The organism is Campylobacter canis, from assembly GCF_045504005.1.
GTDB lineage: Bacteria > Campylobacterota > Campylobacteria > Campylobacterales > Campylobacteraceae > Campylobacter_A > Campylobacter_A canis.
This window is the reverse complement of record NZ_JBJJXH010000005.1, coordinates 162,556-186,829: the sequence shown is the minus strand read 5'-3', so window position 1 is coordinate 186,829 and position 24,274 is coordinate 162,556. Positions and strand designations below refer to the sequence as shown.

Below are 24,274 nucleotides of genomic sequence, written 5' to 3'. Positions count from 1 at the left end.
TCTATTACGGAGTTTGATTGATATTTGTTCCGCATTTTAGTGAGTTACTTTTAAATTTGTTCCGCATTTTAGTGAGTTGCCCGATCAGGCTAAATTTTACGCTATAGAGGCTATGATTTGCTCTTTTTTTAGTTTAAGTTCCGCATTTTGAGGAGTATCTTTTCCCGATTATTCCGCATTTTGAGGAGTGATTTTAGTAATAGTTCCGCATTTTGAGGAGTATGTTTTTTGTCCTAAAAGTGTGTCTATTACGGAGTTTGATTGATATTTGTTCCGCATTTTAGTGAGTTACTTTTAAATTTGTTCCGCATTTTAGTGAGTGATAATTGACAATATCATTTTTTTTTGATATAGTTTGCTAAGTATTTTGTGGAAAGTATAACTAATCATTCAGCGACATATTGTGGTTATATTTTATAAATAAAAAAACAACAAATTAAATATCTTTAATTCGGTTGGGCTTTTTGAAAAGGCAAAAAACATGGATAATAATCATAATTCCAATACTTATCTTCCAATACCAACCTCTATTGATAATAAAATTTACGATGCAAATTTTCTGGACGATGATAAATACAATAAAATACTTAAAGCAAACTCTGTTATTAGAGGCAGGGTTGTTGTTGATGAGAGTAATTCATTAAAAATAAATGTATATGATTTAAAAGTCTTAAACTTTTTATTAAAAACTCTTCAGGAGTGCATTAAAAAAGACTCTAAGCCAGTAAAATTCACCACTCTTGTAATTCCAATTGAATTATATAAAAAAGTTGTAGATGATGGGAGAAATTGGCGCACTAATTTTATTAAGTCAGTTAAAAAACTTGAAAAAATAGCCTTTGAATTAAATAATTATAGAGACATTGATAAGGATGAATATATATATTGGCAATCTACTAGACTTGTTGTATCTCCTAAATTTTCAGTTCAAGGGAGCGACAAAAAAAATGCAACTTGTGAAGTGAGTTTCACTCAAGAACTTTCTAGCACATGTTGGGAAAAGAGTAATTATACACATCTGGACTTTAAAACACTAAACAGCTTTAAAAGTAAATACGCAATTAGATTTTATGAAAATTTAATTTCAAAAATTCAAAATAGTGTTAATGAAAACAACTATAAAACAGAATATGATTTTAGACAGAATGAGCTAGAAATTATATTTGAAACCGATTTGTCTACAATTTCTAAAGGATTAAAGAAATTTTTATCATCCCAAATACATTTTGAAGATGTTGTTATTCCAGACTTAAAAACAAAACTAAATTTTGAATATAGAGTTTATAGCAAGGATAAAATTATCACTTTTATTTTCGATAAAAATTATTTAGAGCAATTTAGAACCCAAAAGCGAGATGTGATCGACTTGTCTTTAGAGAAATTTAGAAATTTAATTGATGCTAGTAAAGTTTATGATGATGGGCACAATAGAATTTATGAAATAGATAAAGAAAAGCCAGATGATGCTATGGCTGCTTTTCTTGAAGAAATTAGAATGTATTATCCAAACATTCCCCTTTTAGAGAGAAGCGAAGAGGTTGAAATTTTTGGCAATATTGCAATGAATCGAGATGGAGATTTATATTATTTAGGCAGCTTTAAAAGAATTTCATATAAAAAAGTGAAAAAATTTTTAATTTATCTTTATAAAAATAATTATGAAACTATTATGAAAGAAATTAAAAAGAGAAAGGTAGGTAAAATAGTTTCTTTTAGCGATGAATTAGGCTCTGATGAAAAAAACAATACCAAAAACGATCCATCTTTGTTTGGAGATGGATTATTATAAGTTGTTTTAGAAATTTTAATATAAAGCTTCTTGTGCGGCAACCTTATCCAAGAAAAATACTATTTTTTCTTTAAGTCCCTTTCCTATTGAATTTATTTTTCCATCTAGAATAAAAATTTTGCCTGTATCATTTGGTGTTCTAATAAGCCTTCCTATTGCTTGTCTAAAATTAATTATCATTTCGTTGTTGTATTCAAACCAGAAAAAATCAGAATTTTTATGCTTCAAATTTAGCCATTTTTTGTCTTGATATACCGGATAAGGAAGTTTTGTTATAAACAATCTTTCCAGCTCTTTGCCTTGTAAATTTAACCCGGTTCCATAGTTCCTGGTTGCTATAAAAATACCTCCGCGCTCTTTAAATTCCTTGATCGTGTTTGTTACGCTTTTGTTTGGTTCTGCCAATACAAGCTTTTCTTTTACGGACGAAAGTTTTTCAGAGAGTAGCTTTACTTCACTAAAGCCCCCAACAAGAACCATAGTGTTTTTATTATCATAATTTTTTAATATTTCTTTTGCAAAGAAATCAAAGCGCTTATCTTCATCTTCGATAAAAGGTTGGTTTGTGAGGTTATAAGAGGCTTGTTCCGGTTTTAGTATCCCCTTAAATGTTTTAATAATTGCTAGCTTACTCTTTTTTTCACGTATTGTATGCTCCGGCAAATTTATATCATTAAAATTAATTCCTATGCGTTTGTATGCCACCAATTCCTGAGGATCTTTAGATATTAAGGCAGTTGCCGTAATTCCTACAAATCTTGGTATTTTGTCCCACAATTTATTGGCTAGTTTGAGGTTAATATCCTTAGAGTATGTGTGAAACGATAAGTATCCTCTCTCTCTTGAGTATGTCAAATATACGTCTTGCGCGGCAAGAGTTGCCTTGGCATCAGCTATTTGGTTTAAAAATGTATTAAGCTTTGATGAGGGGTGTTTTTTATACATCCTCCTCAACTTGGCTTCCAATGTCTTGTGTTTTTCTTGAGAAAAAAGTCTATTGTTAACATTGATTGATTTTAATACGCTTACCGCACCATCTAAAATAGCCTTACCAGCCATTTTTTCGTCTTTCATCACATCATTTACGACTCTAATTTTCTCTATTTCATCTGATATAAGATTTAAAATAGATTTAGGTGTATCCTTTTTGTTTAAAAATTCCTCTCTTATTGTTCTAAGTTGCAAATAGTAGCTATAAAGGGAAAATTTAGAGCTAAGCACTAGCTCGGCTGAGCGAATTAAATCTTGAACTTCATCGAATATGTATACCACATCTTCATGCTCTATATCATGATGTTGAAAAAGAACGCACGAAATTATAAAAGCGTAATTTGTGATATGTATATCATAGTTTGTAAATTCCTGGTAGTTACTTTTTGAAGGAGATAAATTTTTTTGAATATAGTTTATGCTTTCTGAATCCGTTATATTAAGATCATCAGCAAAATCATCAACCAAAATATAAGGAAAGCCGTTTTTCAATTTTTTCAGAGACTCTTTTATCTCTTGATCCGAATAGGGGAGTATGTCCTTTTTAAGCTCGCCTTCTTCTAAAAATAGCTTTAGTTTTTCTTCATCCAAATAATTTTCTTTGCCTATGCCTAAAATACAGCTTGGTAAGTCGGGTATTTTTTGGCTTTCCAAAAATAAATTTTTAGCCAGTAAGTTGTTACTGGTAACTATCACCACTCTTTTGGCTTCTTTTTCCTCAATGATTTTTTTGGCTAGCATTAACGCTGATAGACTTTTTCCAAAAGCGGTTGGCATCTCGCATATACAAAATTTATTATCTTGCATCTTATTAAAAGCATAGTCTACAAATTTTTTTTGCTCAAGTCTAAGTTTCATAGTGCCTCCATATATTTTTATTAGTTAATTTGTTTTTATTTTTAACTATTGACAAAACTTAAAAACAGATGATATAATACCACATTTTTAAAATAAAAATCAATAACTAAATATTAAATTTTAGTCATTGGTACCGCCTCTTAGGCGAGATTATAAAGAAAGGATGGATGTTGCATGATTTTTTTAAATTTAAATCATATTTTCGCATCTTTTACGAGGCGTAAAATATGAAAAATCTTAAAATTTCTTTTCGTCTTGAGTCTCCTTTACTAATCAATCGATTTAGCACCATAGATTCTATTTTGATACATTTATATGTTCAAAAACACTTTGGTAAGAATATTCCTATGGAGCAGCTGCACGACTTTGATTTTCTCGAAAAATATGCAGACGGCTATTCAGGCTCGATTTGGTATGTAAAAGATAGCGACCCGGTTCTGCTTGAGAATAGGAGCATTGTCAAAAAGCCCGAATATGAGTATTTAAACGCGCATCGTGATAACAAAATAGAGTATTCTATGAGTAGCGGTGAATTTAAAGCTTATAATTTATGGTTTGAGGTAATCAACGTGCCGGAAGTGTATTTTTATGCAAGAGGCAAAAAAGAGATCATTGAGGATCTACTGAAAAATCTTCACTTTTTAGGCAAAAAGTCCGCTGCCGGATTTGGCAAAATTTCTTCTTATAAAATAGAGGTTATAGAGGATGATAAATCCGTCTTTTTGGCTCCAAACTCCCCGTCACGCCCGATTAGCACAAAGAATCATAAGATTAATAACTCGCGTATAGCTTACTATAATCCAAGAGTTCCATATTGGTCAAATTGGACTATGGAAAGTTGCTATCTTCCAAATTCATCTTTGGTTGAGCAGCCGGAGATAAAAACTGGTTGCAAAGAACAAGTTGAGGATAAATATATAAAAAAATATCACTCAGCCATTAATTTTGTTTTTGATGTGCTGCATAAAGACAAAGCTCACTGGCAGGAGATTGATATTCAAACTAAAGCCCTAAGAGCCGATAAAATACTAGAAGACTCAGAAACAAAGCATTTGTGTGCTTTCTCGGGAGAGGAGGCGAACTCCGGTATTTTATGTAAAGACATTAACAAAACGCTTGGACCTACATTTACGGATTATCCATCTATCAATCCCTCACGATTCATCTCAAAGCAGGCTTTTTGGACTTTGCAATGCGGGGTTAATAGCCGAGTAGGTAAGAATTCTTTAGGGTTTCACTTAATTGATAAGAGCGGAATTATCTATGTTATGGGTAAAAATAAGACCAAAACAATAGCAGCTGCCATTAAAGAAGCAGACCTTCCGTTTAATCTTGCTTTAAAAACTACCGCTAACAACCAGCACGTTGTTTTTAAATCAAAGCTCACCATATCTAAAGACCTTATTGCTTGTCAGTATGGCAATGAAACATATTATTTTGGCTTGGATGAAGCGTTGGAGTGTATAAAAAGGGTAGATGAAATGGTTGAAAAATATCCTATCACAAAAACTCATCTTATTCCATCTCCTCAAGTTAGCGGAACATTTGCTAAGCTAAGACAAGAGGCTCAAAATAATGAAGTTATCGCGGCTGTAAGTGATTTTTATAAGCAATACAGCAAAGATGTTAGAGCGGGCGCTTTTTTACTCGGCATAGGAGAGAAATAATGCGTATTGTCTTAACTTTTAAGGGTGATAACGTTAGCCATCTAAAGCCCAGGGATATAAGAAATTTTTGCGGTTCGATAACAGATCAAAAATTCAATAAGATAATTATGTATCATGGAAATGAATCGCCACCCATTTTGTATAAACTTCCATATTCTTATGCGGTTGAAATAGATTTTTACAATAACGATTTTTACGCATTTTCTCATCTTATGGAGAGATTGCAAGAGAATAAAAATAATTTCTTTGGCATGAAAATACACAAGATAATACCTCGTAATGATGGGTATGTCCCGCCTTTTTACGCCGGAGATGAAAAAATTTTATATACAACCAGGACTCCAATCTTAACAACAGCAAATCAGTTGGAGGTTAATATGAATTTTGGAGCCGAAAAAAATGGAAAGATGGATGAGTATGTTTTGCTGAGATTAAAAAGAAGTTTGAGCCATCAATTAAAATGCTATACAGGTATAGATCAAAAATTTGAAAACCTTGAAATAGAATTTGATGATCTTAAAGTCTTTACGGAAAAATATAAAGAGGGTGTTAATAAGATCGGAGTTTTTGCTAATTTTTATGCAAACTATCAGTTGCCTGAAATGGTTGGATATGCCACTGGACTTGGATATGGACAGTTGGTTAGAGGAATTAAAAAAGATTTTGATAAAAAGGATGAACAATGTTAGAAAATTATAAAATCAAGTTGGCTATAAAAACAGTTAGTCCGGTTGCCATTATCGAAGGAAATGACACTGAGGCTGGAGGAAATATAGTTACTCGTGTTAAAAGAGCTGCTACAATAAGTCAAACCGATGATGGTAAAAAAATTGATTACCTTCCGTATCTTCCCGCTAATGGCATTAGGGGCGTATTGCGTAGGTTTGCTACTCAAAAACTTGTTGAAGCTGTCAAAAAAAATGAGAATATCCAAACTTTAAAAGATAGCGACATTCATGCTATGCTGTCCGGTAGCGGAGCCAGTAAGGCAGCCTTAAAATCAAAAGAGATTGATGAGATAAGAGAAAAAAATCCTATTTTATCTTTGTTTGGAACCGGTATCCTTATGGCAGGTAAGCTAAAAGTTGCAGATGCAATGCCTGATGATAGCACAGAGGCAAAAAACTTTGTCAGAAGGCTTACATTTGTAAAGGTTGATGATATTTTGATGAATACTAAGTTTGCAGGCTTGTTTTCAAAAGAGCAGGTGGAAGAGTGGGAGGAGTCTGTATCTCAAAACAGTGCTGAGCGCAAAAAGGATAGAGAGAATAAAAAGCTCGCTAAAGAGATGAATGAGGTGTATAATGAGGATGAGAGAACAAAAAAGAGTTCAATTCAGCACTTCGCTCAAAAAGAGTATATAGTATCCAAATCTCAATTTAATGGCGGCTTCTTTTTAGAAAACGTAACAACTCTTGAGCTAGGGATGTTTTTACATGCGCTTGAAAGCTTTGTAAAACATGGTAGAATAGGCTCTAGCCAAAATATAGGATTTGGTGTCATAGACATTCATATTGAAGACATTGATGGTAGTGGAGTTAGTTTTGATAGAATAGCTAATGACAATTTTATATATGATGCTAAAATTGAGCTTGATCTTGATGGTGATTTTAAGAAGGCTTATGACGAATATAGCGATTTCTTGAAAAACGCTAAAAGAGAGCACATAGAGCTAATCTCTAAATTTTAATGTTTTTTTTGCCGCCCAAGTTCGGCGGCGTCACAATAGTTCTTTAACTTAGCATTGTTAATATTGATGTTTGATAGTGTTTTGGTGATTTGAAATTTAGTTAATTTGTTTTCTTTTTTCAGTGGGCTGCTTCTTTGGCAGCCCTTTTAGGTTTTTAACGTGTAGTATGGCGTTAAAGTATTTATTAAGCTTTGTTTTTGCACGCTATGCTTTTATTTTGTTGTTTTCTTTTGAATTAATAAGCTGTTTTTAAGAAAGAAAATATTTTATATAAAGTGCTAAGTTGTTGCTATTCTGGGTGTTTTAGTGCTGTTTGATACTTGGATTTGCAGTTTTTAAACTAGCAAAAAAAATATGATTGATATTTTTTGATTTTTGTTTGATACTTGGATTTGCAGTTTTTAAACAAGATATCCTCCGATCTATAAGCTATGATCTCGTTAGTTTGATACTTGGATTTGCAGTTTTTAAACTTGTTTTGGTTAGGTTTTTAGTGAGTAGGTGATTAGTTTGATACTTGGATTTGCAGTTTTTAAACACGGAAGGCAGGAGACCGCAAAAAGATATGATTTTAGTTTGATACTTGGGTTTGCATTTTTTAAACAAAAAACGAGATATGGTTTAGTCTGATACCGCGATGTTTAATACTTGGATTTGTAAATTTTAAACTGCTGCAATTAATAATGTCCATCTTAAACGGAGCAACGTTTGATACTTGGATTTGCAGTTTTCAAACTAGCAAAAAAATTTTCATTAGATTTTTGTGTTTTGTTTGATACTTGGATATGAAAATTTTAGACTATGAACTAGCAAATGATGATGAAAATCCAAAAAGGCGTTTGATACTTAAGCATGAAGATTTTAAGCAATAATTTAAACAAGCTGTTTAAAAGCAATTAAAGCGGTTTGATGTTTCTTAAATATGAAAGTTTTAAAAAGCAACGAAATTCAAAGTAAAATCGTTAATTTTTCAAAATTTAATACATTATTTCATTGTTTGATGCGTTTATGAAATTTTTAATTTTATGTTTGCAAAAATTTAATTTTTTTGAAAATTTTACATACTTTTGATTCATCATTTGTTTTTGTTCGACAATTTCATTTATTATAACTGCATTTTTACAATTAAAACAAACAAGCTTCAGGCGAAAATTGATGTTATATAGTTTTTGTTGGAATTTTTAGTCAATCTTGACAAGACAATATAAGATGCTTTATGATTGTTTGAGTTTTTAGAATTACGGCGGAAACGGAAAAGATATTTATGTTTTTTTGTTTGATGTTAGAGTCTGAATTTTCATTTTATTCCGCTATTTAATCAATTTTTAACCTATTTTTAAGCATAAATATACTATAATTATTTTATATTAAAAATAAAGGAGATAGTATGTTTATAAGAATTGAAAAAGTTAAAGTTTTAAAACCGACAGAGAAGATGATCGAGGACTATAAAAGAAATCCGCATTCTGCTACAAATGTAGTAGCCTTTGATATTGAACTATTAGACCCTTTTAAAGCAAAAGATTTAAAAGAGCATTTTAATTCTTATATCTCATATTTACCTCGCTTTGGTTTTGGTGAAACAAGACCTATTTTGTTTGAATCAGCACAAAGAGAGTATGTTACAGAAGCTGAGCTAGACGATATTTTTGATGATGAGTTTTTAGTGCTTGATGGGCATATTGTTTGCAAAAATAAAGATGTTGAGGCTATAAAAACCTATATGATAGCGCCAAACAACGAATTAAAAAATCTTTCTCTTGCAGAAGATGAGCTCTTGGTTTTGTATTGATATAAATTAATTTTTCAAAGGAGTATAAAATGAATAAAGTTGTGGCAAATCTTAAGGAAAATGAGCAGGATTTCGAGTGGTATCCAACTACAAAAGAGATCATAAATTGTGTTAAAAGCCATCTTGGAGACAATTTTAATTCAATTCTTGATATAGGCGCCGGAGATGGCAGAGTCCTTAAGGAGCTTGCTTTTATTAAGGATGAAAGAGGCTCTTATTTTGAAAAGATGTATTCAATAGAAAAGAGCGAAATTTTAAGAAGCAGACAAGATAAAGACATCATTCCGCTAGGATGCGATTTTTGGCAGAATACACTCATTGATAAAGAGGTTGATGTGGTGTTTTGCAATCCGCCTTATAGTGAATATGAAGAGTGGTGCGAAAAGATCATAAAAGAGGCGAATACCAAGCATTTGTATCTTGTAATTCCGCAAAGACACAAAGATAGTGACGCAATAAAAAGAGCCTTGCAGGCAAGGGATATTAAAAACCATGATATTATCGGAAGTTTTGATTTTTTAACAGCAGACAGAAGCGCAAGAGCTAAGGTTGATGTTGTTTATATAAAAATGAGGAGCAGATACAAAGATGAATGTAAAGGTGCGTTTGAGTTGTTTTTGGATGAAAATTTCCCTTTCAGCGTAGCGAAGGGCAATAATTATGACGCACAAAAAGAAAAGATTAACAATTATCTTGTAAACGCCAAAAATCAAATCGAAGCATTGGTCGAGCTTTACAATGCAGAATTAAATAAGCTTATGGATAATTTTAAGGCTATTTGCACACTAGATGCAGATGTTCTTGAAGAGATAGGCTTTAAAAAATCAGTCTTGAGTGAAAGCATATCCAAGCGTATCGAGGGCTTAAAAAACATCTATTGGAATGAGCTTTTTGAAAGATATGAGCCTATCACGTCTAAATTTACAAACAGCTATAAAAATAATATCCTAGAAGAGCTTAGTTGTCGCAAGAACATAGATTTTAACCTAGATAATGTTTATGCTCTTACAATATGGTTCTTGAAAAATGCTAGTAACGATTTTAGCGAGCAGGTGTTAGATTTTTATATGACGCTTGCCGAAAAAGAGAATTTAAAAGCCTATAAGTCTAATAGGCATTTTACTACCGATACTTGGCGTTATATGAGAAATGATGAGCGAAAGGAACTCTTTAAAAAAGATGTTAATCAAAAATCAAAATTAGATTATAGGCTTGTTTTTCAAAGAGGTGCTTTTTATTCTGTAGATTGGGGAGGAAAAGGATATTTTACTGAACACGGCATAAATATGATTAATGATTTCTTGATAATTGCCAGAAATTTAGGTTTTGCCATCAATTCAGGACAATTTATTAAGGGATGGTATCGTGATGTATCGATTTGTCCGGGAGAGAAAAATTACCTGTATTTTAACGGCGATGAGACATTGCTTGAATATAAGGTCTTTAAAAACGGCAATATGCATGTTAAGCTGCATCAAGATCTAATTAAAGCTATAAATATAGAGGCTGGCAGGCTTCTGGGTTGGTTAAGAAGCCCTCAAGAGGCTAGCGAGGAGCTTGAAATTTCTGAGAGTGAAGTAAACAAATACTTCAATTTAATCGCTCCGCTGTCAATAAATGATAATATGAAGCTTTTAGCTTGTTAAGGAAAATTATGAATTTTATAAGTGTTTATATAACAGATGAAAAATTGGCTAAAATAGAGCAGGCTGGGGATGAGGCGATAACTCTTAGTATTTCGCCTTATAAAACCGATGATTTTAAAAACGAAATAGAGTTAAGAATGAGAGTGAGCGAAGGCTCGGATGAGTTTTGGCGCATATTTGACGACATAGGAGGTCGTAGAGAGTGGGTTATAAATATAGAAAAGAGGCAGGCTGTTTTATTACCTCGAATTATTGATGAACTAGATAAATCGCACATTGGAAGAAACAACAAACTGGAGTTTGAGAAAAATAACTCATTTTTTTGTATTTACTATACACAAAATTTTAAATTAAAAGACGCTATTCTCAAAGCCGACTATGAAGAATTTAAAAAAATTCTAAGAGAAAATAAGGATGAACTTTATTTAAAATGGGGGAACTTTGAGTGTCATAAGATAGTAAATTATGCTTAGAAAATAGTTATCTAATCTTATGGCTAGATTAAAGAGCGGAGGTATGATAGGATTGGAAAGGTCTTCGCTGTCCTCTATTTAATCAACTTTTAAGATAAAATATACTATAATAATTTTATTATAAATAAATTTATATTCAATTTTTTAGGAGGTATTTATGTTTAAAATTCAACCGGACAGGGAAATTTCAGTTTTATCAAACGGATATGCGTTAAACATCGGGCATATTAACTCTATTTGCGAGATGATGAAGGCGTGGAGAGATGAGCGCAGAATAGCTGTAGCCAGTCAAGTGCCGGGCTACTTAAAAAACAGCACTGAGGAATTAGACGAGCTTAAAGAGGCGGTTTGTAATTTTGATGAGCATGAGTATGTCGATGCTATATGCGATATTCTTGTTTTTACATTTAACGCGGTAGAGATGCCTAGCAAAGATTGGGTTTCTAAACTTGGAAATCTTTATTTATCAGCTATTACAAGCTCTTTAAAGGTTGATGGTTTTAGAGAAGTTGAAATGCTTAGCAGATACAGAGATATGTTCAATAGAGCTATTTTAGAGAGTGCAAGGATTAAAGAGGAGAAGGCTAATGGTATTCAAGGAAAGCCGGCTAAATACAACGCCTTTGATCAAGCTGTTAGGCTTTGGGTGCTTTCTGATGTTGTTTTGAAAAATATGGGATATGATCTTTTCAAGGCTATGGAGGAGACTTATAAAGAGATCTCAAGCAGGCGCGGAGCTTGGAGCGATGAAGCCAAAAAGTGGATAAAAGACACTTCGCCTGAAGCTAAGGCAGCCGAATATAAGGCTGATTTTAATAACGCAAGGCTTTAAAAGCCTTGTTTTTGTGGAGGTGCTATAATGAAAAAATTGGTTTGTCAAAGGTTGGTTTTGCGTCCAAGCCCGGAAATAGTTATTAAATTTAGGCAAAATAGGCTACCGAATAGAATATATGCATGGAATCTAAACGCCGTTGAAGATAGCGTGCGAAGTAGGGTTGAGGATAGGTTCTTGGATATGATTAAACTACTTGAAATTAATGGCGAGGAATCTAAATTTTTGTTTGTGGAAACCAAAAAAGACAATCTTATTGATAGCGTAGATTTTTCAAAAGAAATTGCTTATGAATTAAACAATGGAGGACATATTGTTGCGGATCAGGAAATTCTTGAAGTCATAAAAGGATATATCTGGGAGGCTTCTGAAAAGTTTAAAAGCTACACTCTTGCAAAAAACGAGTTTCTTGTTTTAATTTAACAAGAAGCTCCTTATTTTTAAATTCCGCTATTTAATCAACTTTTAAGAAAAAATATACTATAATTATTTTATAAATAAAGTTTGGAGGTGCTTATGGGTGGAAATGCAACAAAACATTTAAATACAATTCGATTTGATAAAAAAAGCTATGATTTTGCGGTAAGTCTCATATATCTTGCCGTAGATAGATGTGCCGGCAAATTCAATCAGGCGAAAGTTAGAGCTATTCCTTCTTACAGGACAAAAGCTGACTTTGGAGACTGCGACCTGATTTCGACCCTTAGCCACAACGAATTTGATGAAATTTTAAAGGCAAATCCAGACTTATTTAAAGTTTTGGGGTATAAAAATAACGACAGAGTAAGATCTTATGCAATAGCTTTTATAAAGAGCGACGGCAGCCTAACAGAGCCGTTTCAAGTTGATCACATAAGTATTCCTGCCGAATCTTACGATTTTGCTTACAACTATCTATCATACAACGATTTAGGAAATTTTATAGGAAGAATCGCTAGCGCATTTGGGTTAAAATTTGGCATTGATGGGCTTTATGTAAAAGCTTATTTTAAAAATAACGGCGAAATGTCGGAGTATAGTTCTTTAAAGAGCGAATATGATAAAAATTTAGGCGGCAATGAGCACGCTTGCGTTAGGAAAGAAAAAAGGCTAAATCTGTCTTTTCATAAGTCCCTTAAACTTCTTGGTTTTAGTCCTAGTGTGTTTAATAAGGGATTTAATACTTTAGAGGATATTTACAAATATGTTGTTTCTAATCGCTTTTTTCATGTGGATTATTTTAATTTAGACAACCGCAACCACGTTCAAAGAATGAGAGATAAAAAACGCCCTACATATACCGGTGCTTTGGATTTTTTTAAACAATTTGATAAAAACACTTCAAAAGAAAAAACTAGAGAGTCTTTTAAGCGCAGACTTAGAGTTCATTATCCACAAGTTGCAGCTGCTCTTAGGGCTTTAAAAAAGGAGGCTAAAGGTGAATTTTGTCTAAGTCGCAGAATAAGATCTGAGCGAATTTTTGGATTGCTGTATTATAAATTTAATGTTGTTGTTGGAGATAGAACATATCCGCCAAGAAAGATTGAGGCAGAGAGGCACCATATATCTTATGAGATGTTTGGCAAGCTTATGCAAACAATAAAGGCGGAATACCGGCTATCTGATATAACAGAAGTTCGCAAAAGAACCCTAAATAGGGCTTTAGTAGCGTGTGCCAACCGCTTCTTTGAGAGAAACGGGCTATATTTTGAGATTCTTTAAAATAAACAACAAGGAGACTACATGATAAATAAAAAGATACTTTTAAAAGAAAAGCCGTTGAGCTACCGCTATCAAGTTTGTTTGCAAGATGGAAATTCAACTACCGATGTAGAGGTAGTCTCTCCATTTTGTCTAAAAGCGGATTTTGACTTTCAAGAATTTATTGATTCTATGGCAAAAAGCGCACAAGCGGTCAAATTTGGAGCACAGGTTAAAAGTAGCGAAATCAAAGTTGATGTTATTTGTGTACTGAGTTCTAAAGAGGAGAACCGGGCTGATGATAAAGGCTTGGCAATAAATATTATTCTTAACAACAAAGATGGGCAAAATGAGAGACTCAAAGAGCAGATTATGAACCTTATTGAGGTTCCAAATCCTTGTGATAACAAGCAGCAAAATAAACAAATTTTAGAAAATTTGCTAACCGCTGCTTTAATTTCTTAGAGGTTTAATATGAAAACAATTCAAATTTCACATATCTCAAGCTTACATAAATACAAAGCAAGTGTTCTTGATGTGTTTGGAATAAGTCATGAGCTAATTTTAGCTTTGCCTTATGAAATTTCAAATATGATAGACTCGGTTGATTTATTGAATGAGATGGTAAAATTAACAAATTGTATTCGCTTCCAAATTAAGAGACAACATACAAAGCAGGATATAAAAGTTATTTTTGTTTCGCTTTATGATAAGAGTGTCTGGCTTAGCATAGATTTCACTTTAAGGCGAGACAGTGACTTAGATAAGGATAGGTTAAAAAGCCTTTTGGGATATACAAAATCCGAAAACGCTATTTTTGATAAAGAGATTATAAGAGATCTACTAAAACAACTTCTGGTTGTATAAAGGAGCAAAAATGGAAGAGATTGAAGAAAAGGTCATTTTGGAACAAGGTCGAAAAAATTGGGTTTATTTTCAAGAGCAATATCCAAATGATGAAATTAAGCAGTTTTTGCTTAAGTCCATTGCGGATTTAAAGCTAAAGGTTGAAACTCTTTTGCTTATGATTATCAACCTTTCTGTTACTAAGAAGTCGCAAGACGATAATGAGCAATACAGAATAAAATTGGCGATTTTTGCTCCTGATAACAAAGAAGTAGGAGATAATATTCCATTTGCTGTTACTATGGAATGTAGGGATATGAAAACCGGCAAATGCATGGAAGAGATCCCGGCATACGTTAAGTCTACCTGCCATTTGATTTTTCCTAATGATGTAACCGGCAGTAGAGATAAGTACTTAAACCACCTAAACGATCTGTTTTTTATTAAAGAAGGTAAGGAAGAGTACCACATTTATGACGAGATAGACGCCTCTTATAAAATATCTTGATTTTGGGGTTTTATAATCCCCAAAATGGCTTCTGATTCTAAAAATTATTTAATTAAAATTTCCGCTATTTAATCAATTATTAAGCATAAATATATTATAATTTTTTTATCAACAAGCGCGTGGAGGTACTATCATGAAACAGCGTTTTTTTCAACTTTTTGACAAGAAAAACAACTATATTGGATTAGATATTGATCTGTATAGTAAAAAATTTAAGTATGCTACTTGTAGCCCACAAGCGTCCCGTGACAAGTTAAATCAATTAGCGACTAGATTTGACTCGTCTAAACAAGTCCTTTTGGAGTTTGGAATTTTGGTAGAAAACCTAAAACTCTCTAAACAAGCGGCTCAGAGTATTCTTTTGAACTCACAAACTTATAATGGTTCAGTAATTATTGAAAATGCAAATCGTCAATACTCTTTAAAGAAGTTTCTGAGAACTCGCCCGGACATTAACATCCATCTGCATCGTATAGCCGGCTTTGATTTGGAGATGGATGTTCATAACACAAAGGTGGTTGTAAAAGAAAACGACATCTTTATTTATATCGATACCAGCTCAGATCACTTTTGGTATTGGTTTAGAGAGAATTTGTTATTAACACATGTTGTTTACGATTTTAGTTTTGAGCCGGGAAGGATTGTTATCCAAGATCCTATGTTTGACATAGACTACTTAACTTTAACAGATATTGTTTTATCAATTAGGAAATTTCAAGCAGAAGTTAATTCCGAACTGTATCAAAGCGCTTAATTCACATTGCCGGCTGCATCAAAGGGTGCAGTCTTGGCAAAATATAAAAATAATACAAAACATTCCGCTATTTAATCAACTTTTAAGCATAAATATATTATAATTTTTGTATAAAAAATAAAAAGGAGAGTGATGAATAAGTATGATGTTGTCATGATGCAAGCAGCCCATCTTTTTTCAAAGCAATCTTATGCTAAAAAGATGAAGGTTGGAGCGGTTTTGGCTAGGAATGGGCGCATATTGATTACAGGATATAACGGCACAATCGCCGGAACGCCAAACGAGTGCGAGAGTGTGGTTTATGTGTGTCCAAATTGCGGAAATACCGAAAAGGAGCTCGATAAATCTTTTAAGATTCGTATAGACTCACATAAGCTTTTGCCAATGCTTAAAGAGGACATCAGGAAAAAGCCTGAAAATTTACCGGTCGATAGGCTTCAATTGCAAATAATGGTAACTTCTTGTTGCGTTAAGTGCTCACATAACTTTAAAGACTCTATAATTTATGATTGTTCAACAAAAAACATTGAAAGTTATTTATCAAGCGGCATTCAAGACGTAAAAATCGACTATACCTCTGCATATCCTGATATATTACAACTAAAAACAAATGACTTTGTTTTGCATGCAGAGCAAAACGTAATCTCTTATGCCGCCAAAAAGGGCATAGCAACTGAGGGATGTGATTTGTATATCACCCACACCCCTTGCAAAGAGTGTGCAAAGCTAATTGCTCAAGCAGGAATTGCTAGAGTCGTATGCCTTTATGAATACAGAGATCTATCGGGAGTTGAGTTTTTAAAAGAGGTTGGTGTAAAATGCGAGCGTCTATCTGAGAAGGATGTTTTTGATATAGATTTAAATGATGATGGGGGTGGAAATGAATATAATTACAAAACTATACACAGACATTAATACCTTAAGAAATATAAGTTCGCGTAAAGAGAAAGAGGCTTATCTTAAATCATTAGTAGATTATGAGCCTTTCAGTGAGCTTGTTTTAATGACTTACGATCTATCAAAAAACTACTTTTATCAAAGGGCGGTAGTTAATCAGATTAATGACGATGCTCCTGAGCCTTATTGGAAAAAAATCGTTGAAACTCTAAATAAGATCAGCTCAGAAAAAATACAGGGTCACTTAAATAGGGATATGATTTTATCTCTTACAAATAGTGAGTATCCAGAAGCCGGAGCTCTTTTGCAGCTGATTTTAGATCGCGATCTCGCTTGCGGTGTCGGCATTTCTACATTTAATAAGATTTTTAACAATTTGATACCTATACACGCCATAATGAAAGCAGAAAGCATCACCCCCGATGATTTGGCAAAGATCAAATTTCCTGTCTATGTTGAAAATAAATATGACGGATGCAGGTGTGCGGCTAAGGTTAATCTAAATAGCAATGAGGTAAATTTTGTAACCAGCAATGGAAACTATATTGACATGCCGAATATGGCAGAGCAAATTAAACATTTCATAAAAAATAACCATGGTATGCTTGAGAAGTATGCAAAAGGTGGCATGGTTGATTTAGATGGAGAGATAGTTGCGGACACTCGGACTAATACAAGCGCCATTATGACGAAATTTGTTCGCAATACCGCCAGCGCATTTGATGACTTGGATCTAAATTATCATATTTGGGATATTTTACCATCCGGATCTATTATCGGAACTTTTACAAACAATAGTGGCGGTAAAAAGCGGCTGCAAATTACAGATATTCCATTACATGAGCGCATATCGTTTTTGGGTAGCTTGGATTTTAGCTCAGACAGAATTTTTCGTGCGGAAGGTAAGATAGCTCACTCCATAGATGAAGTGATGGATTTTTTCTCTACTAAAATTGCAGAAATTAACGGAGAGGGCATTATTATCAAAACGCTTGACGGTTTTTATGAGCGAGGAAATGCCCATCGAAGTAAGGAGTGGATGAAGCTAAAAAAACGAAATGAGGCAGATTTGATTGTAGTGGATGTTGAGCTTAGCGACACTAAAGCTTCGATAGTTGATCAACATAATAACAGGGGACTTGAAGCACCCTCTCAAATGATCAAATCTTTGATTTGCGAGAGTTCGGATGGTATCATTAAAGTTAACGTAGGAAGTGGAATTTCTGATGAATTCCGCATATCCTGGCTGAATCGTTCTATTGTAGGTAAAATTGTTGAAGTTGAGTATTTTGATATTTGTCAAGATACCAGAAATAATAGATATAGCTTATTTTTGCCGGCTTTTTCTAGAGTGAGAGAAGATAAAAACGAGGCTAATAGTTCAAAAGAAATAGCTTCTATTACGAAATTTAATTTGATTTAAGGGGTTTTTATGTTTTTGAATCATTATGAAAATGTGATGTTTGTAGTATATTTTGTTCTAGCCTTAAACATTGTGTTTGTTATTTTTGTTTTAATAGAGGATTTTCTTGGGCGTAAAAAAATTAAATCTTCCTTCTATAGAAGTATTTATAGCGCGACATTTATTTTGATTTTTTTTAGTGTAAGTGCCGGACTTTTTTTTAAATTGTCAGACAATAGTAGTCGCGATAATGTTAGCTCCACTAATCAAGCCATCCTAGAAGATGTAAAATACCTTATACTTAAAAATCTTAGTGAGGAAGAAAGAGCTCAATTTCTGGCAGATTCTAATATGATTAAGTTTGATAAATTAAGACCGCTGAAGGGTTTTTTAAAGTGTGGAAATAAAGACACAAAACAAGAGTGTCTGGCTTTTATAGAAAAGACCATTAACTTTTACAAAAATGAAAGATATTATAAGCAAGACTTGCAATTAGATTTTGAAGAATATCAAGATAAGAAAAATAAGGAGTGAGCATGAATATGGACAGGTTAGAATCTCAATCTTTGATGATAGAGGATGAAACTCAGGTTATTTCTAGAGTGAGAGAAGATAAAAACAAGGCTAATAATTCAAAAGAAATAGCTTCTATTACGAAATTTAATTTAATTTAAAGGAGCATTTTATGTTTTTAGATAATTATGAAAATTCTATTTTAGGAATGTATGTAGTTTTTGGTGCAATATTTTTGCTTCTGGTTTTTATGTTGATGGATATACTTTATGAATTAAAAATGATCAAATTTTCAATCGGTGGATATTTTGCAAAAGTTCTTTTTGGTTTGACAGCGCTTTCTTTGATTGTGTCCGGTTATTTTAATATTTTTGATCGTAGAACCAATATAGATATGCTTAATCAGATAAAAAGTATTATATTGCAAAACCTAAATGATAAAGAAAAGAATTCTTTTTTATCAGACTCTAACATGGTTGAGTTTGGAGAGTTGCGCCCGCTTAGAGGTTTTTTAAAATGCGGAAACGAAGACACAAAACAAGAGTGTTTGGCTTTTATAGAAAAAACCATTATTTTTTATAAGAACGAAAAAACTTATAAGCAAAATTTGAGTTTAGACTTTCAAGAATATCAAAACAACAAGAATAAGGAGTAGGCATGAATATGGGTAATTTAGAATCTCAGTCTTTGGTGATAGAGGACGAAACTCAGTTTATGAGCGGAAAACTTGCCGAAATTAAAAACAATATCTCAGCGGAAGATGCTGAGCTTGCAGGCAGTCTTTTTAAGAAGGTTGTTTCAGAGTTAGGACACAAACAAAATATATCCGAAATTTCAAATAGGATTATGAATTTTGCAAGCGATGAAGTAACTGCATTTGAAGAGAACCACAAAGACATCGACAGCTCAATTCAAGATATTTTAAAAATGGGAGATGATGAATTTAATGTCGGTAAGTCGATTTTAACTATCAAAAAAGAAGCTGGGGAGTTGCTTGCTGCAAGCCAAAATATGCAAAAAAATAGTTTGATGTCAAGAATTTCTAATTTTTTAATGGGAACGTCTTTATCACAAAAGCTACAAGAGCAGTTCTTATCAGCTAATGAAGTCTTTGAAGGTGTTAAAAAAAGCCTCAAAGAGTCGGTTGTGAGAATGGAAGCTAAAAACTATGAGGTGCAAAACAGAAGAGATACATTGAATGCGAGCATTGGAAATATGAAGAAAAAAATAGCTTCTTTTACGCTTTTTAGAGATATGATTGATAGAAAAATACAAGATACTCCGGATAGAGATCTTGCAAAAAACATTCAAGACTCTGTTTTATTCTATATTGACGTAAGGCTTCAAAATTTAATGCAAACCTTGTTTGTAATGTCTCAAACCTTAGCTGGGTATACCATGATCATCCACAACAACTCGCTTTTGATTATGGCAACTAAAAACAGCATAAGCACCTCCTTGTCGGCACTAAAAACAAATGTTTATGTAGCAAGTGCAGCTAAGCAGGGTAAAGAGCAGCTGGAGCTGGTTAATAAAATAGACGACCTTGCTACGCAGGCTATATTAAAGACATCTGAACAGCTAAATCAGACCGCTACCGATGCTACAAAAAAGATATCTGCGGGTTCGCTAGAAGCCGAAAAGCTTGAAAGTGCCATGCATACTATGATTAATGCGCTAACTCAGATAGAAAGCTATAAGAGTGAGGCTTTACCAAAAATCAGAAGCGGAATAGAGAAAATAAGAGTGCTTAATAATGAACTAGAGAGTAAATTAAGCTCAATTCAATCATCTTAAGAATAAGGGGGTAAGGTATGCAGGATTTACTAAATCTTTTGTTTAATAACGTTATTTTTCTAATTCCCATTTCCATTGTGCTTGGATTTGTAATTTTAGATCTGATGCTTTTGTTTATAGTCGGAACCGGTGTCGGTGCGGCTATTGATGGGGCTTTTGATTTTGAGTTTGGTAGCGAATACGTTAGTTGGCTAAACAAGAGCAAAATTCCATCTTCAATTTGGTGGGCAATATTTTTTATGGGCTTTAGCATTAACGGATTTTTGATACTTAGCCTTATTTTATCAGATTACAGTATTGCGGCTTCCGGTATAACAACCGCAATTGTTGCTCTGCTAGCGCTATTTACATCGCTAATTACTACCAGGTTTGTTGCAATATATGTTGCAAAATATCTCCCCGATGTAGAAACTAGCGCAGTTGGCAGAAAGGAGTTAATAGGATTAAGTTGCAGCGTTATAAGTCAAAAAATTGATAATAGCGTTAAAGGCGAGTGCAAGGTTATTGATTTAAAAGGCAAGACTCATTATTTTATGGCAAAGCCTAAGGATCAGGGTGCTGTTTTCGTAAAAGGGGATGTTGGCATTATTAGAGCCTATAAAGACAATGTTTTCATTATAGAAAAAGAACAAATTTAAAAACCAGGAGGTGTTTACATGGATCAATACATTTTTTTAACAGTTGCCGTTATCGGATCGATTATCGGCTTGATTGTGGTGGGGGTTATCCTTTCTAAGCTTTATAAAAAGACAACCAAAGAGCTTGCTTTTGTCCGAACCGGATTTGGAGGTGAAAAGGTTGTTACCGATGGTGGAGCTTTTATATTTCCGATTTTGCATGATTATATCAGTGTGAGCATGCAAACGTTAAAACTTACGGTTGTCAGAATACAAAAAGACTCTTTGATTACTCAAGACAGAATGAGGGTTGACATCACAACCGACTTTTACGTAAGAGTTAAGCAGGATAAGGAGAGCATTTCGATAGCAGCTCAAACACTTGGCTCTAAAACAACCGACGCAAGAGCGCTTAAAGAGCTAATTGAAGGTAAATTTGTTGACGCTCTTCGTTCTGTTGCAAGCTCTATGAAAATGTCTGATTTGCATGAAAAAAGGGCGGATTTCGTCCAGCAGGTACAAAGCAACGTCTATGAAGATCTGCTTAAAAATGGACTTGAGCTAGAGTCTGTTTCTCTTACGTCTTTTGACCAAACGGAACTTGAGTATTTCAATGAGAGCAATGCATTTGACGCCGAGGGTTTAACAATTCTAAAACAGACTGTTGAGAACAAGCGCAAAGAAAGAAATGACATTGAAAAGCAGACAAATGTTGCAATTGAGCAAAAGAATCTTGAGACTACTAAAGAGCTCTTGGTGTTGCAACAAACTGAAGCAGAGGCTGAAGCCGAACAAAAAGCCAACATAGAGAAAGTTAGGGCTGAAAAACATGCAGAAGCCGAAAAAGAGAAAATTTTAAGAGAGAAGGAGATCGAATCTGCAAGGATAGAAAAAGAAAAGACTATACAAGAGGCTGAAATTGCGAAAAAGAAAGCTCTTGAATCCGCCGAGATATCGAAAGAAAAAGATATAGCTATTGCTACTCAAGATAAGCAAATCGAGATCTCTAAAAAATCAGAGCAAGAGTATGAGGCGCGCTCTAAGGCAAATGAGAAAAAAGCGGAAGAGGCTAAGTCTGCTGAAAAAATTAAGACGGCTCAGGAAACAGAGCAGGCAGAAAGAATAAGGTCTCTTGCTATTATTGAGGCTCAGAAAGAGGCTGAAGAAAAAGCTATCGGGATCAAAGTTGCTGCTGAAGCGGAAAAAGAAGCTGCTACAAATAGAGCTGAGGCAGTTAAAATAGAAGCTCAGGGCAAATCCAATGCAATTAAAATTATGGCTGAAGCCGATGAGAAGAGGTATAAGGTTGAAGCCGAGGGTAAGGAAAAGCTAAACAACGCAGAGAATATACTATCAGCAACAATACTGGAAAACAGAATCAAGCAAGCATTGATAGCCAAACTTCCTGAGATAATCAAAGAGGTTGTCGCTCCAATGCAAAAAATAGATTCTATTAAAATTGTGGATATGGGCGGCGGTATCGGAAATTTAGCAAGCGGAGGAGGTAGTGCGGTTTCATCCGGGGGAGCAGATGGAGCATCTTTGTCGGATCAGATAGTTAATGCCGCACTAAAATTTAAAACAAATGCCCCTATTTTAAATGACCTTATGAGTGAGGTTGGGTTAAATTTGAACTCAGTTTCCGATTTAACTTCAATTGATACCAGTATAAAACCTTTAAAACAAGATAGAAAAAATGCTGCAAATCTATCTTTGGTTGCAGAGAAAAATAACTCGGCTCATAAAAAAGAATATATATCAACTGAAGATAAGCAATAATTTTATTGGCGAGAAAGCTCGCCAATACCTGTTTTCAGTTTTATAACCTAGATGCTAAATAAGTTTTCTTGATTGAATAACGGATAATACATTCCTTTATTTAATCAACTTTTAAGAGTGAATACAATATAATGAGATTGTAATGATATAAAAACAAATAGTAAGGAGGAATATATGAAATTACTAACACTTCGGGATGTGAATAAAATTACAAATATCCCTTATAAAACATTGTCGCAGTGGCAGAACACAAAGGATGAGAGTGACTATAGGCGAAAATTGGTCGCTTTCTTAAGATCGTCGACTAAAAATAGATTGCAAGAGGTTTTTGGAGTTTCTCTGTCTGAAAATGAGTTTGTAGAAGTTGAAGCAAAATAAATGTTCCGCTATTTAATCAACTTTTAAGTTAAAATATACTATAATTATTTTATATAAAATATAAAGGAGATTAAATGGCAAACAGTGACTATCATATAGAAGCTAAGAATCTAGCACAGAGAGCTAATACGATTAAAGAGAGCCTTGAGCAGCTAGCTCAAGATATTCGTGCCTTTAACTTAAAGTTATTCTTAGATCCTGAAAACCCACAAAAAGAGTGCCGAGATACGATAGTGAACTTGATGAATGAAAAGGAGTTTACTCCTGTAGACTTCAATATATTGCATGCAGAGTTTGATAATGAAGATGGCTCTAGCAACACAGAATCTTTGTTTTTTTACCTATTCCATGATAAAGATAAAAGAACTATGGCTTTTTTATATCAAGTACTCGATGAGTGTTATGATAATACCTGCTACACTAAAGCAAGTATTGATATGGCACTAAAAGACTACAACATACTAAAACACGACAAAAGTTATTTTTGTCTAAATTTTGGTTTTGATAAAAAATTTGCAGATTGTCATTTTGTTCAATGTCTCGGTAATAATATCAACAATCTTTTAGTTAGGCAAACTTACCATATAGCCCCGCCATGTTTAGTTTATGAGAGAGCAAGAGGCTGGTGATAGCAGCACAATTTAAATTAAGGAGCGCAATATGGAAAAGATATATTTTTTTAAAAAAGCTCAGGACTGCCCCTTTTGTGATTATGGGTTAGACAGCGAAGATCCTAGAGCAACACTTGATCTTGATAAATTACGTTGCGAAGCCTGTAAACACAACTTCTCATTAAATGATTACCACTGCTTAATGCAATCACACAATGATCTTGAGGAGCAGCTAAAAAAGCAAAAGGCGACACTTGGCAAAATGAGGCGCATACTTAAAAAGGCGGGCGCTATACAATAAAGAAGTGTGTAAAATTCAGTAAAAATCGCAAAAGGTTATAAAATTTGGAATATGCTTGTAAATAAAATTTAAAAGGAAATTTTGTGAGAACCAAGAAAACCACTCAGAAAGATTTAAATCTATTTGAAGAAATGGAAAGAGAAGAAAGGATATTAACAGAGGCTTTTTGCACTGAATCCGTATCAGATGATGAGAAGGAGAGGAGAAAGGCAAAAGCAGCTATTGACAAATCTATTGCTAGGCACAACGCAAAAACAGACAAATTCTACAAAAGATACCTGCATAGGTTGTATAATGATGGTAGATACATATACTATTATCCATTTAAAGGTCTCACAAAAGAAGAGGTGGAAAAAGAAGTTGCGCAGCTGCCATTTTATAAAAATTAATAAAGTGGTGCGATGCGGCACAAAAATCTAAATATTTTTGTTTTTATTCCGCTATTTAATCAACT

At 33.5% G+C, this 24,274-nt stretch carries 27 protein-coding genes; 26 read left to right on the top strand and 1 reads right to left on the bottom strand.

Annotated elements, in window-relative coordinates; genetic code table 11:
- The first annotated feature begins 481 nt into the window (after positions 1-481).
- Positions 482-1,789 carry a replication initiation protein gene (locus tag ACHJH3_RS06955; RefSeq protein ID WP_407064193.1) on the top strand — a complete coding sequence of 436 codons (1,308 nt, stop codon included), beginning with the start codon at positions 482-484 and terminating at the stop codon, positions 1,787-1,789.
- A gap of 15 nt (positions 1,790-1,804) precedes the next feature.
- Here ACHJH3_RS06955 and ACHJH3_RS06950 read toward each other — a convergent pair whose 3' ends face one another.
- The gene (locus tag ACHJH3_RS06950; protein ID WP_407064192.1) at positions 1,805-3,637 is read right to left on the bottom strand and encodes a helicase C-terminal domain-containing protein; all 1,833 of its coding nucleotides are present in this window, start codon (positions 3,635-3,637) and stop codon (positions 1,805-1,807) included.
- Positions 3,638-3,864: 227 nt separating this feature from the next.
- Between ACHJH3_RS06950 and ACHJH3_RS06945 the strand changes: the two genes are divergently transcribed.
- The 25 genes from ACHJH3_RS06945 to ACHJH3_RS06825 all read left to right on the top strand — a co-directional run bounded on the left by ACHJH3_RS06945 (position 3,865) and on the right by ACHJH3_RS06825 (position 24,209).
- Entirely contained in the window at positions 3,865-5,304 is a 1,440-nt protein-coding gene (locus tag ACHJH3_RS06945) for a hypothetical protein (RefSeq protein WP_407064191.1), read from the top strand.
- On the top strand, positions 5,304-5,993 hold the full coding sequence (locus ACHJH3_RS06940) for a hypothetical protein (RefSeq protein ID WP_407064190.1): 690 nt from the start codon (positions 5,304-5,306) through the stop codon (positions 5,991-5,993). The genes ACHJH3_RS06945 and ACHJH3_RS06940 overlap by 1 nt, the downstream gene beginning before the upstream one ends.
- The gene (locus ACHJH3_RS06935; protein ID WP_407064189.1) at positions 5,987-6,994 is read left to right on the top strand and encodes an RAMP superfamily CRISPR-associated protein; all 1,008 of its coding nucleotides are present in this window, start codon (positions 5,987-5,989) and stop codon (positions 6,992-6,994) included. Before ACHJH3_RS06940 ends, ACHJH3_RS06935 begins: the two co-directional genes overlap by 7 nt.
- 1,387 nt (positions 6,995-8,381) lie before the next feature.
- Positions 8,382-8,786, top strand: coding sequence for a hypothetical protein (locus ACHJH3_RS06930; protein ID WP_407064188.1), 405 nt, complete (start codon positions 8,382-8,384; stop codon positions 8,784-8,786).
- A 29-nt stretch (positions 8,787-8,815) separates the two neighbouring features.
- Positions 8,816-10,432, top strand: coding sequence for a class I SAM-dependent methyltransferase (locus tag ACHJH3_RS06925; protein ID WP_407064187.1), 1,617 nt, complete (start codon positions 8,816-8,818; stop codon positions 10,430-10,432).
- 8 nt (positions 10,433-10,440) lie between these two features.
- Positions 10,441-10,905 (top strand): hypothetical protein, encoded by a 465-nt coding sequence (locus ACHJH3_RS06920; protein ID WP_407064186.1) that lies wholly within the window; start codon positions 10,441-10,443, stop codon positions 10,903-10,905.
- A gap of 157 nt (positions 10,906-11,062) precedes the next feature.
- The gene (locus ACHJH3_RS06915) at positions 11,063-11,737 is read left to right on the top strand and encodes a hypothetical protein (protein WP_407064185.1); all 675 of its coding nucleotides are present in this window, start codon (positions 11,063-11,065) and stop codon (positions 11,735-11,737) included.
- A 27-nt stretch (positions 11,738-11,764) separates the two neighbouring features.
- Positions 11,765-12,160 carry a hypothetical protein gene (locus ACHJH3_RS06910; protein WP_407064184.1) on the top strand — a complete coding sequence of 132 codons (396 nt, stop codon included), beginning with the start codon at positions 11,765-11,767 and terminating at the stop codon, positions 12,158-12,160.
- A gap of 93 nt (positions 12,161-12,253) precedes the next feature.
- Positions 12,254-13,438, top strand: a complete 1,185-nt coding sequence (locus ACHJH3_RS06905) for a hypothetical protein (RefSeq protein ID WP_407064183.1) — start codon at positions 12,254-12,256, stop codon at positions 13,436-13,438.
- Between the two features lie 21 nt (positions 13,439-13,459).
- Positions 13,460-13,882, top strand: coding sequence for a hypothetical protein (locus tag ACHJH3_RS06900; protein WP_407064182.1), 423 nt, complete (start codon positions 13,460-13,462; stop codon positions 13,880-13,882).
- A gap of 9 nt (positions 13,883-13,891) precedes the next feature.
- A complete protein-coding gene (locus ACHJH3_RS06895; protein ID WP_407064181.1) occupies positions 13,892-14,284 on the top strand; it encodes a hypothetical protein in 393 nt (130 codons plus the stop codon).
- A gap of 10 nt (positions 14,285-14,294) precedes the next feature.
- Positions 14,295-14,771: a hypothetical protein gene (locus ACHJH3_RS06890; protein WP_407064180.1), complete on the top strand. Its 477-nt coding sequence runs from the start codon at positions 14,295-14,297 to the stop codon at positions 14,769-14,771.
- A gap of 133 nt (positions 14,772-14,904) precedes the next feature.
- Positions 14,905-15,525, top strand: coding sequence for a hypothetical protein (locus ACHJH3_RS06885; RefSeq protein WP_407064179.1), 621 nt, complete (start codon positions 14,905-14,907; stop codon positions 15,523-15,525).
- A 132-nt stretch (positions 15,526-15,657) separates the two neighbouring features.
- Positions 15,658-16,440, top strand: a complete 783-nt coding sequence (locus ACHJH3_RS06880; protein WP_407064178.1) for a deoxycytidylate deaminase — start codon at positions 15,658-15,660, stop codon at positions 16,438-16,440.
- The gene (locus tag ACHJH3_RS06875) at positions 16,406-17,845 is read left to right on the top strand and encodes an ATP-dependent DNA ligase (RefSeq protein ID WP_407064177.1); all 1,440 of its coding nucleotides are present in this window, start codon (positions 16,406-16,408) and stop codon (positions 17,843-17,845) included. Before ACHJH3_RS06880 ends, ACHJH3_RS06875 begins: the two co-directional genes overlap by 35 nt.
- Positions 17,846-17,854: 9 nt before the next feature.
- Positions 17,855-18,358: a hypothetical protein gene (locus ACHJH3_RS06870; RefSeq protein WP_407064176.1), complete on the top strand. Its 504-nt coding sequence runs from the start codon at positions 17,855-17,857 to the stop codon at positions 18,356-18,358.
- 2 nt (positions 18,359-18,360) lie between these two features.
- Positions 18,361-18,498 carry a hypothetical protein gene (locus tag ACHJH3_RS06865; protein WP_407064175.1) on the top strand — a complete coding sequence of 46 codons (138 nt, stop codon included), beginning with the start codon at positions 18,361-18,363 and terminating at the stop codon, positions 18,496-18,498.
- 11 nt (positions 18,499-18,509) lie between these two features.
- The gene (locus ACHJH3_RS06860) at positions 18,510-18,992 is read left to right on the top strand and encodes a hypothetical protein (protein WP_407064174.1); all 483 of its coding nucleotides are present in this window, start codon (positions 18,510-18,512) and stop codon (positions 18,990-18,992) included.
- Between the two features lie 2 nt (positions 18,993-18,994).
- On the top strand, positions 18,995-20,134 hold the full coding sequence (locus ACHJH3_RS06855) for a toxic anion resistance protein (RefSeq protein ID WP_407064173.1): 1,140 nt from the start codon (positions 18,995-18,997) through the stop codon (positions 20,132-20,134).
- Between the two features lie 17 nt (positions 20,135-20,151).
- Positions 20,152-20,772, top strand: coding sequence for a hypothetical protein (locus ACHJH3_RS06850; RefSeq protein ID WP_407064172.1), 621 nt, complete (start codon positions 20,152-20,154; stop codon positions 20,770-20,772).
- 18 nt (positions 20,773-20,790) lie between these two features.
- Positions 20,791-22,530, top strand: coding sequence for a flotillin family protein (locus ACHJH3_RS06845; RefSeq protein WP_407064171.1), 1,740 nt, complete (start codon positions 20,791-20,793; stop codon positions 22,528-22,530).
- Between the two features lie 174 nt (positions 22,531-22,704).
- Positions 22,705-22,908, top strand: coding sequence for a hypothetical protein (locus ACHJH3_RS06840; RefSeq protein ID WP_407064170.1), 204 nt, complete (start codon positions 22,705-22,707; stop codon positions 22,906-22,908).
- 74 nt (positions 22,909-22,982) lie between these two features.
- Positions 22,983-23,537 (top strand): hypothetical protein, encoded by a 555-nt coding sequence (locus ACHJH3_RS06835; protein WP_407064169.1) that lies wholly within the window; start codon positions 22,983-22,985, stop codon positions 23,535-23,537.
- 31 nt (positions 23,538-23,568) lie between these two features.
- Entirely contained in the window at positions 23,569-23,820 is a 252-nt protein-coding gene (locus ACHJH3_RS06830) for a hypothetical protein (RefSeq protein WP_407064168.1), read from the top strand.
- A gap of 83 nt (positions 23,821-23,903) precedes the next feature.
- Positions 23,904-24,209: a hypothetical protein gene (locus ACHJH3_RS06825; RefSeq protein WP_407064167.1), complete on the top strand. Its 306-nt coding sequence runs from the start codon at positions 23,904-23,906 to the stop codon at positions 24,207-24,209.
- The last annotated feature ends 65 nt before the right edge of the window (positions 24,210-24,274 follow it).

Bases quoted from the DNA above. Each gene is read 5' to 3' on its own strand.
- ACHJH3_RS06855 (WP_407064173.1), top strand. From the start codon at position 18,995: ATGAATATGGGTAATTTAGAATCTCAGTCTTTGGTGATAGAGGACGAA.
- ACHJH3_RS06850 (WP_407064172.1), top strand. From the start codon at position 20,152: ATGCAGGATTTACTAAATCTTTTGTTTAATAACGTTATTTTTCTAATT.
- ACHJH3_RS06870 (WP_407064176.1), top strand. From the start codon at position 17,855: ATGTTTTTGAATCATTATGAAAATGTGATGTTTGTAGTATATTTTGTT.
- ACHJH3_RS06910 (WP_407064184.1), top strand. From the start codon at position 11,765: ATGAAAAAATTGGTTTGTCAAAGGTTGGTTTTGCGTCCAAGCCCGGAA.
- ACHJH3_RS06900 (WP_407064182.1), top strand. From the start codon at position 13,460: ATGATAAATAAAAAGATACTTTTAAAAGAAAAGCCGTTGAGCTACCGC.
- ACHJH3_RS06835 (WP_407064169.1), top strand. From the start codon at position 22,983: ATGGCAAACAGTGACTATCATATAGAAGCTAAGAATCTAGCACAGAGA.
- ACHJH3_RS06940 (WP_407064190.1), top strand. From the start codon at position 5,304: ATGCGTATTGTCTTAACTTTTAAGGGTGATAACGTTAGCCATCTAAAG.
- ACHJH3_RS06880 (WP_407064178.1), top strand. From the start codon at position 15,658: ATGAATAAGTATGATGTTGTCATGATGCAAGCAGCCCATCTTTTTTCA.
- ACHJH3_RS06840 (WP_407064170.1), top strand. From the start codon at position 22,705: ATGAAATTACTAACACTTCGGGATGTGAATAAAATTACAAATATCCCT.
- ACHJH3_RS06860 (WP_407064174.1), top strand. From the start codon at position 18,510: ATGTTTTTAGATAATTATGAAAATTCTATTTTAGGAATGTATGTAGTT.
- ACHJH3_RS06875 (WP_407064177.1), top strand. From the start codon at position 16,406: ATGAATATAATTACAAAACTATACACAGACATTAATACCTTAAGAAAT.
- ACHJH3_RS06950 (WP_407064192.1), bottom strand. From the start codon at position 3,637: ATGAAACTTAGACTTGAGCAAAAAAAATTTGTAGACTATGCTTTTAAT.
- ACHJH3_RS06865 (WP_407064175.1), top strand. From the start codon at position 18,361: ATGAATATGGACAGGTTAGAATCTCAATCTTTGATGATAGAGGATGAA.
- ACHJH3_RS06915 (WP_407064185.1), top strand. From the start codon at position 11,063: ATGTTTAAAATTCAACCGGACAGGGAAATTTCAGTTTTATCAAACGGA.
- ACHJH3_RS06945 (WP_407064191.1), top strand. From the start codon at position 3,865: ATGAAAAATCTTAAAATTTCTTTTCGTCTTGAGTCTCCTTTACTAATC.
- ACHJH3_RS06905 (WP_407064183.1), top strand. From the start codon at position 12,254: ATGGGTGGAAATGCAACAAAACATTTAAATACAATTCGATTTGATAAA.
- ACHJH3_RS06935 (WP_407064189.1), top strand. From the start codon at position 5,987: ATGTTAGAAAATTATAAAATCAAGTTGGCTATAAAAACAGTTAGTCCG.
- ACHJH3_RS06845 (WP_407064171.1), top strand. From the start codon at position 20,791: ATGGATCAATACATTTTTTTAACAGTTGCCGTTATCGGATCGATTATC.
- ACHJH3_RS06890 (WP_407064180.1), top strand. From the start codon at position 14,295: ATGGAAGAGATTGAAGAAAAGGTCATTTTGGAACAAGGTCGAAAAAAT.
- ACHJH3_RS06925 (WP_407064187.1), top strand. From the start codon at position 8,816: ATGAATAAAGTTGTGGCAAATCTTAAGGAAAATGAGCAGGATTTCGAG.
- ACHJH3_RS06885 (WP_407064179.1), top strand. From the start codon at position 14,905: ATGAAACAGCGTTTTTTTCAACTTTTTGACAAGAAAAACAACTATATT.
- ACHJH3_RS06955 (WP_407064193.1), top strand. From the start codon at position 482: ATGGATAATAATCATAATTCCAATACTTATCTTCCAATACCAACCTCT.
- ACHJH3_RS06830 (WP_407064168.1), top strand. From the start codon at position 23,569: ATGGAAAAGATATATTTTTTTAAAAAAGCTCAGGACTGCCCCTTTTGT.
- ACHJH3_RS06895 (WP_407064181.1), top strand. From the start codon at position 13,892: ATGAAAACAATTCAAATTTCACATATCTCAAGCTTACATAAATACAAA.
- ACHJH3_RS06920 (WP_407064186.1), top strand. From the start codon at position 10,441: ATGAATTTTATAAGTGTTTATATAACAGATGAAAAATTGGCTAAAATA.
- ACHJH3_RS06930 (WP_407064188.1), top strand. From the start codon at position 8,382: ATGTTTATAAGAATTGAAAAAGTTAAAGTTTTAAAACCGACAGAGAAG.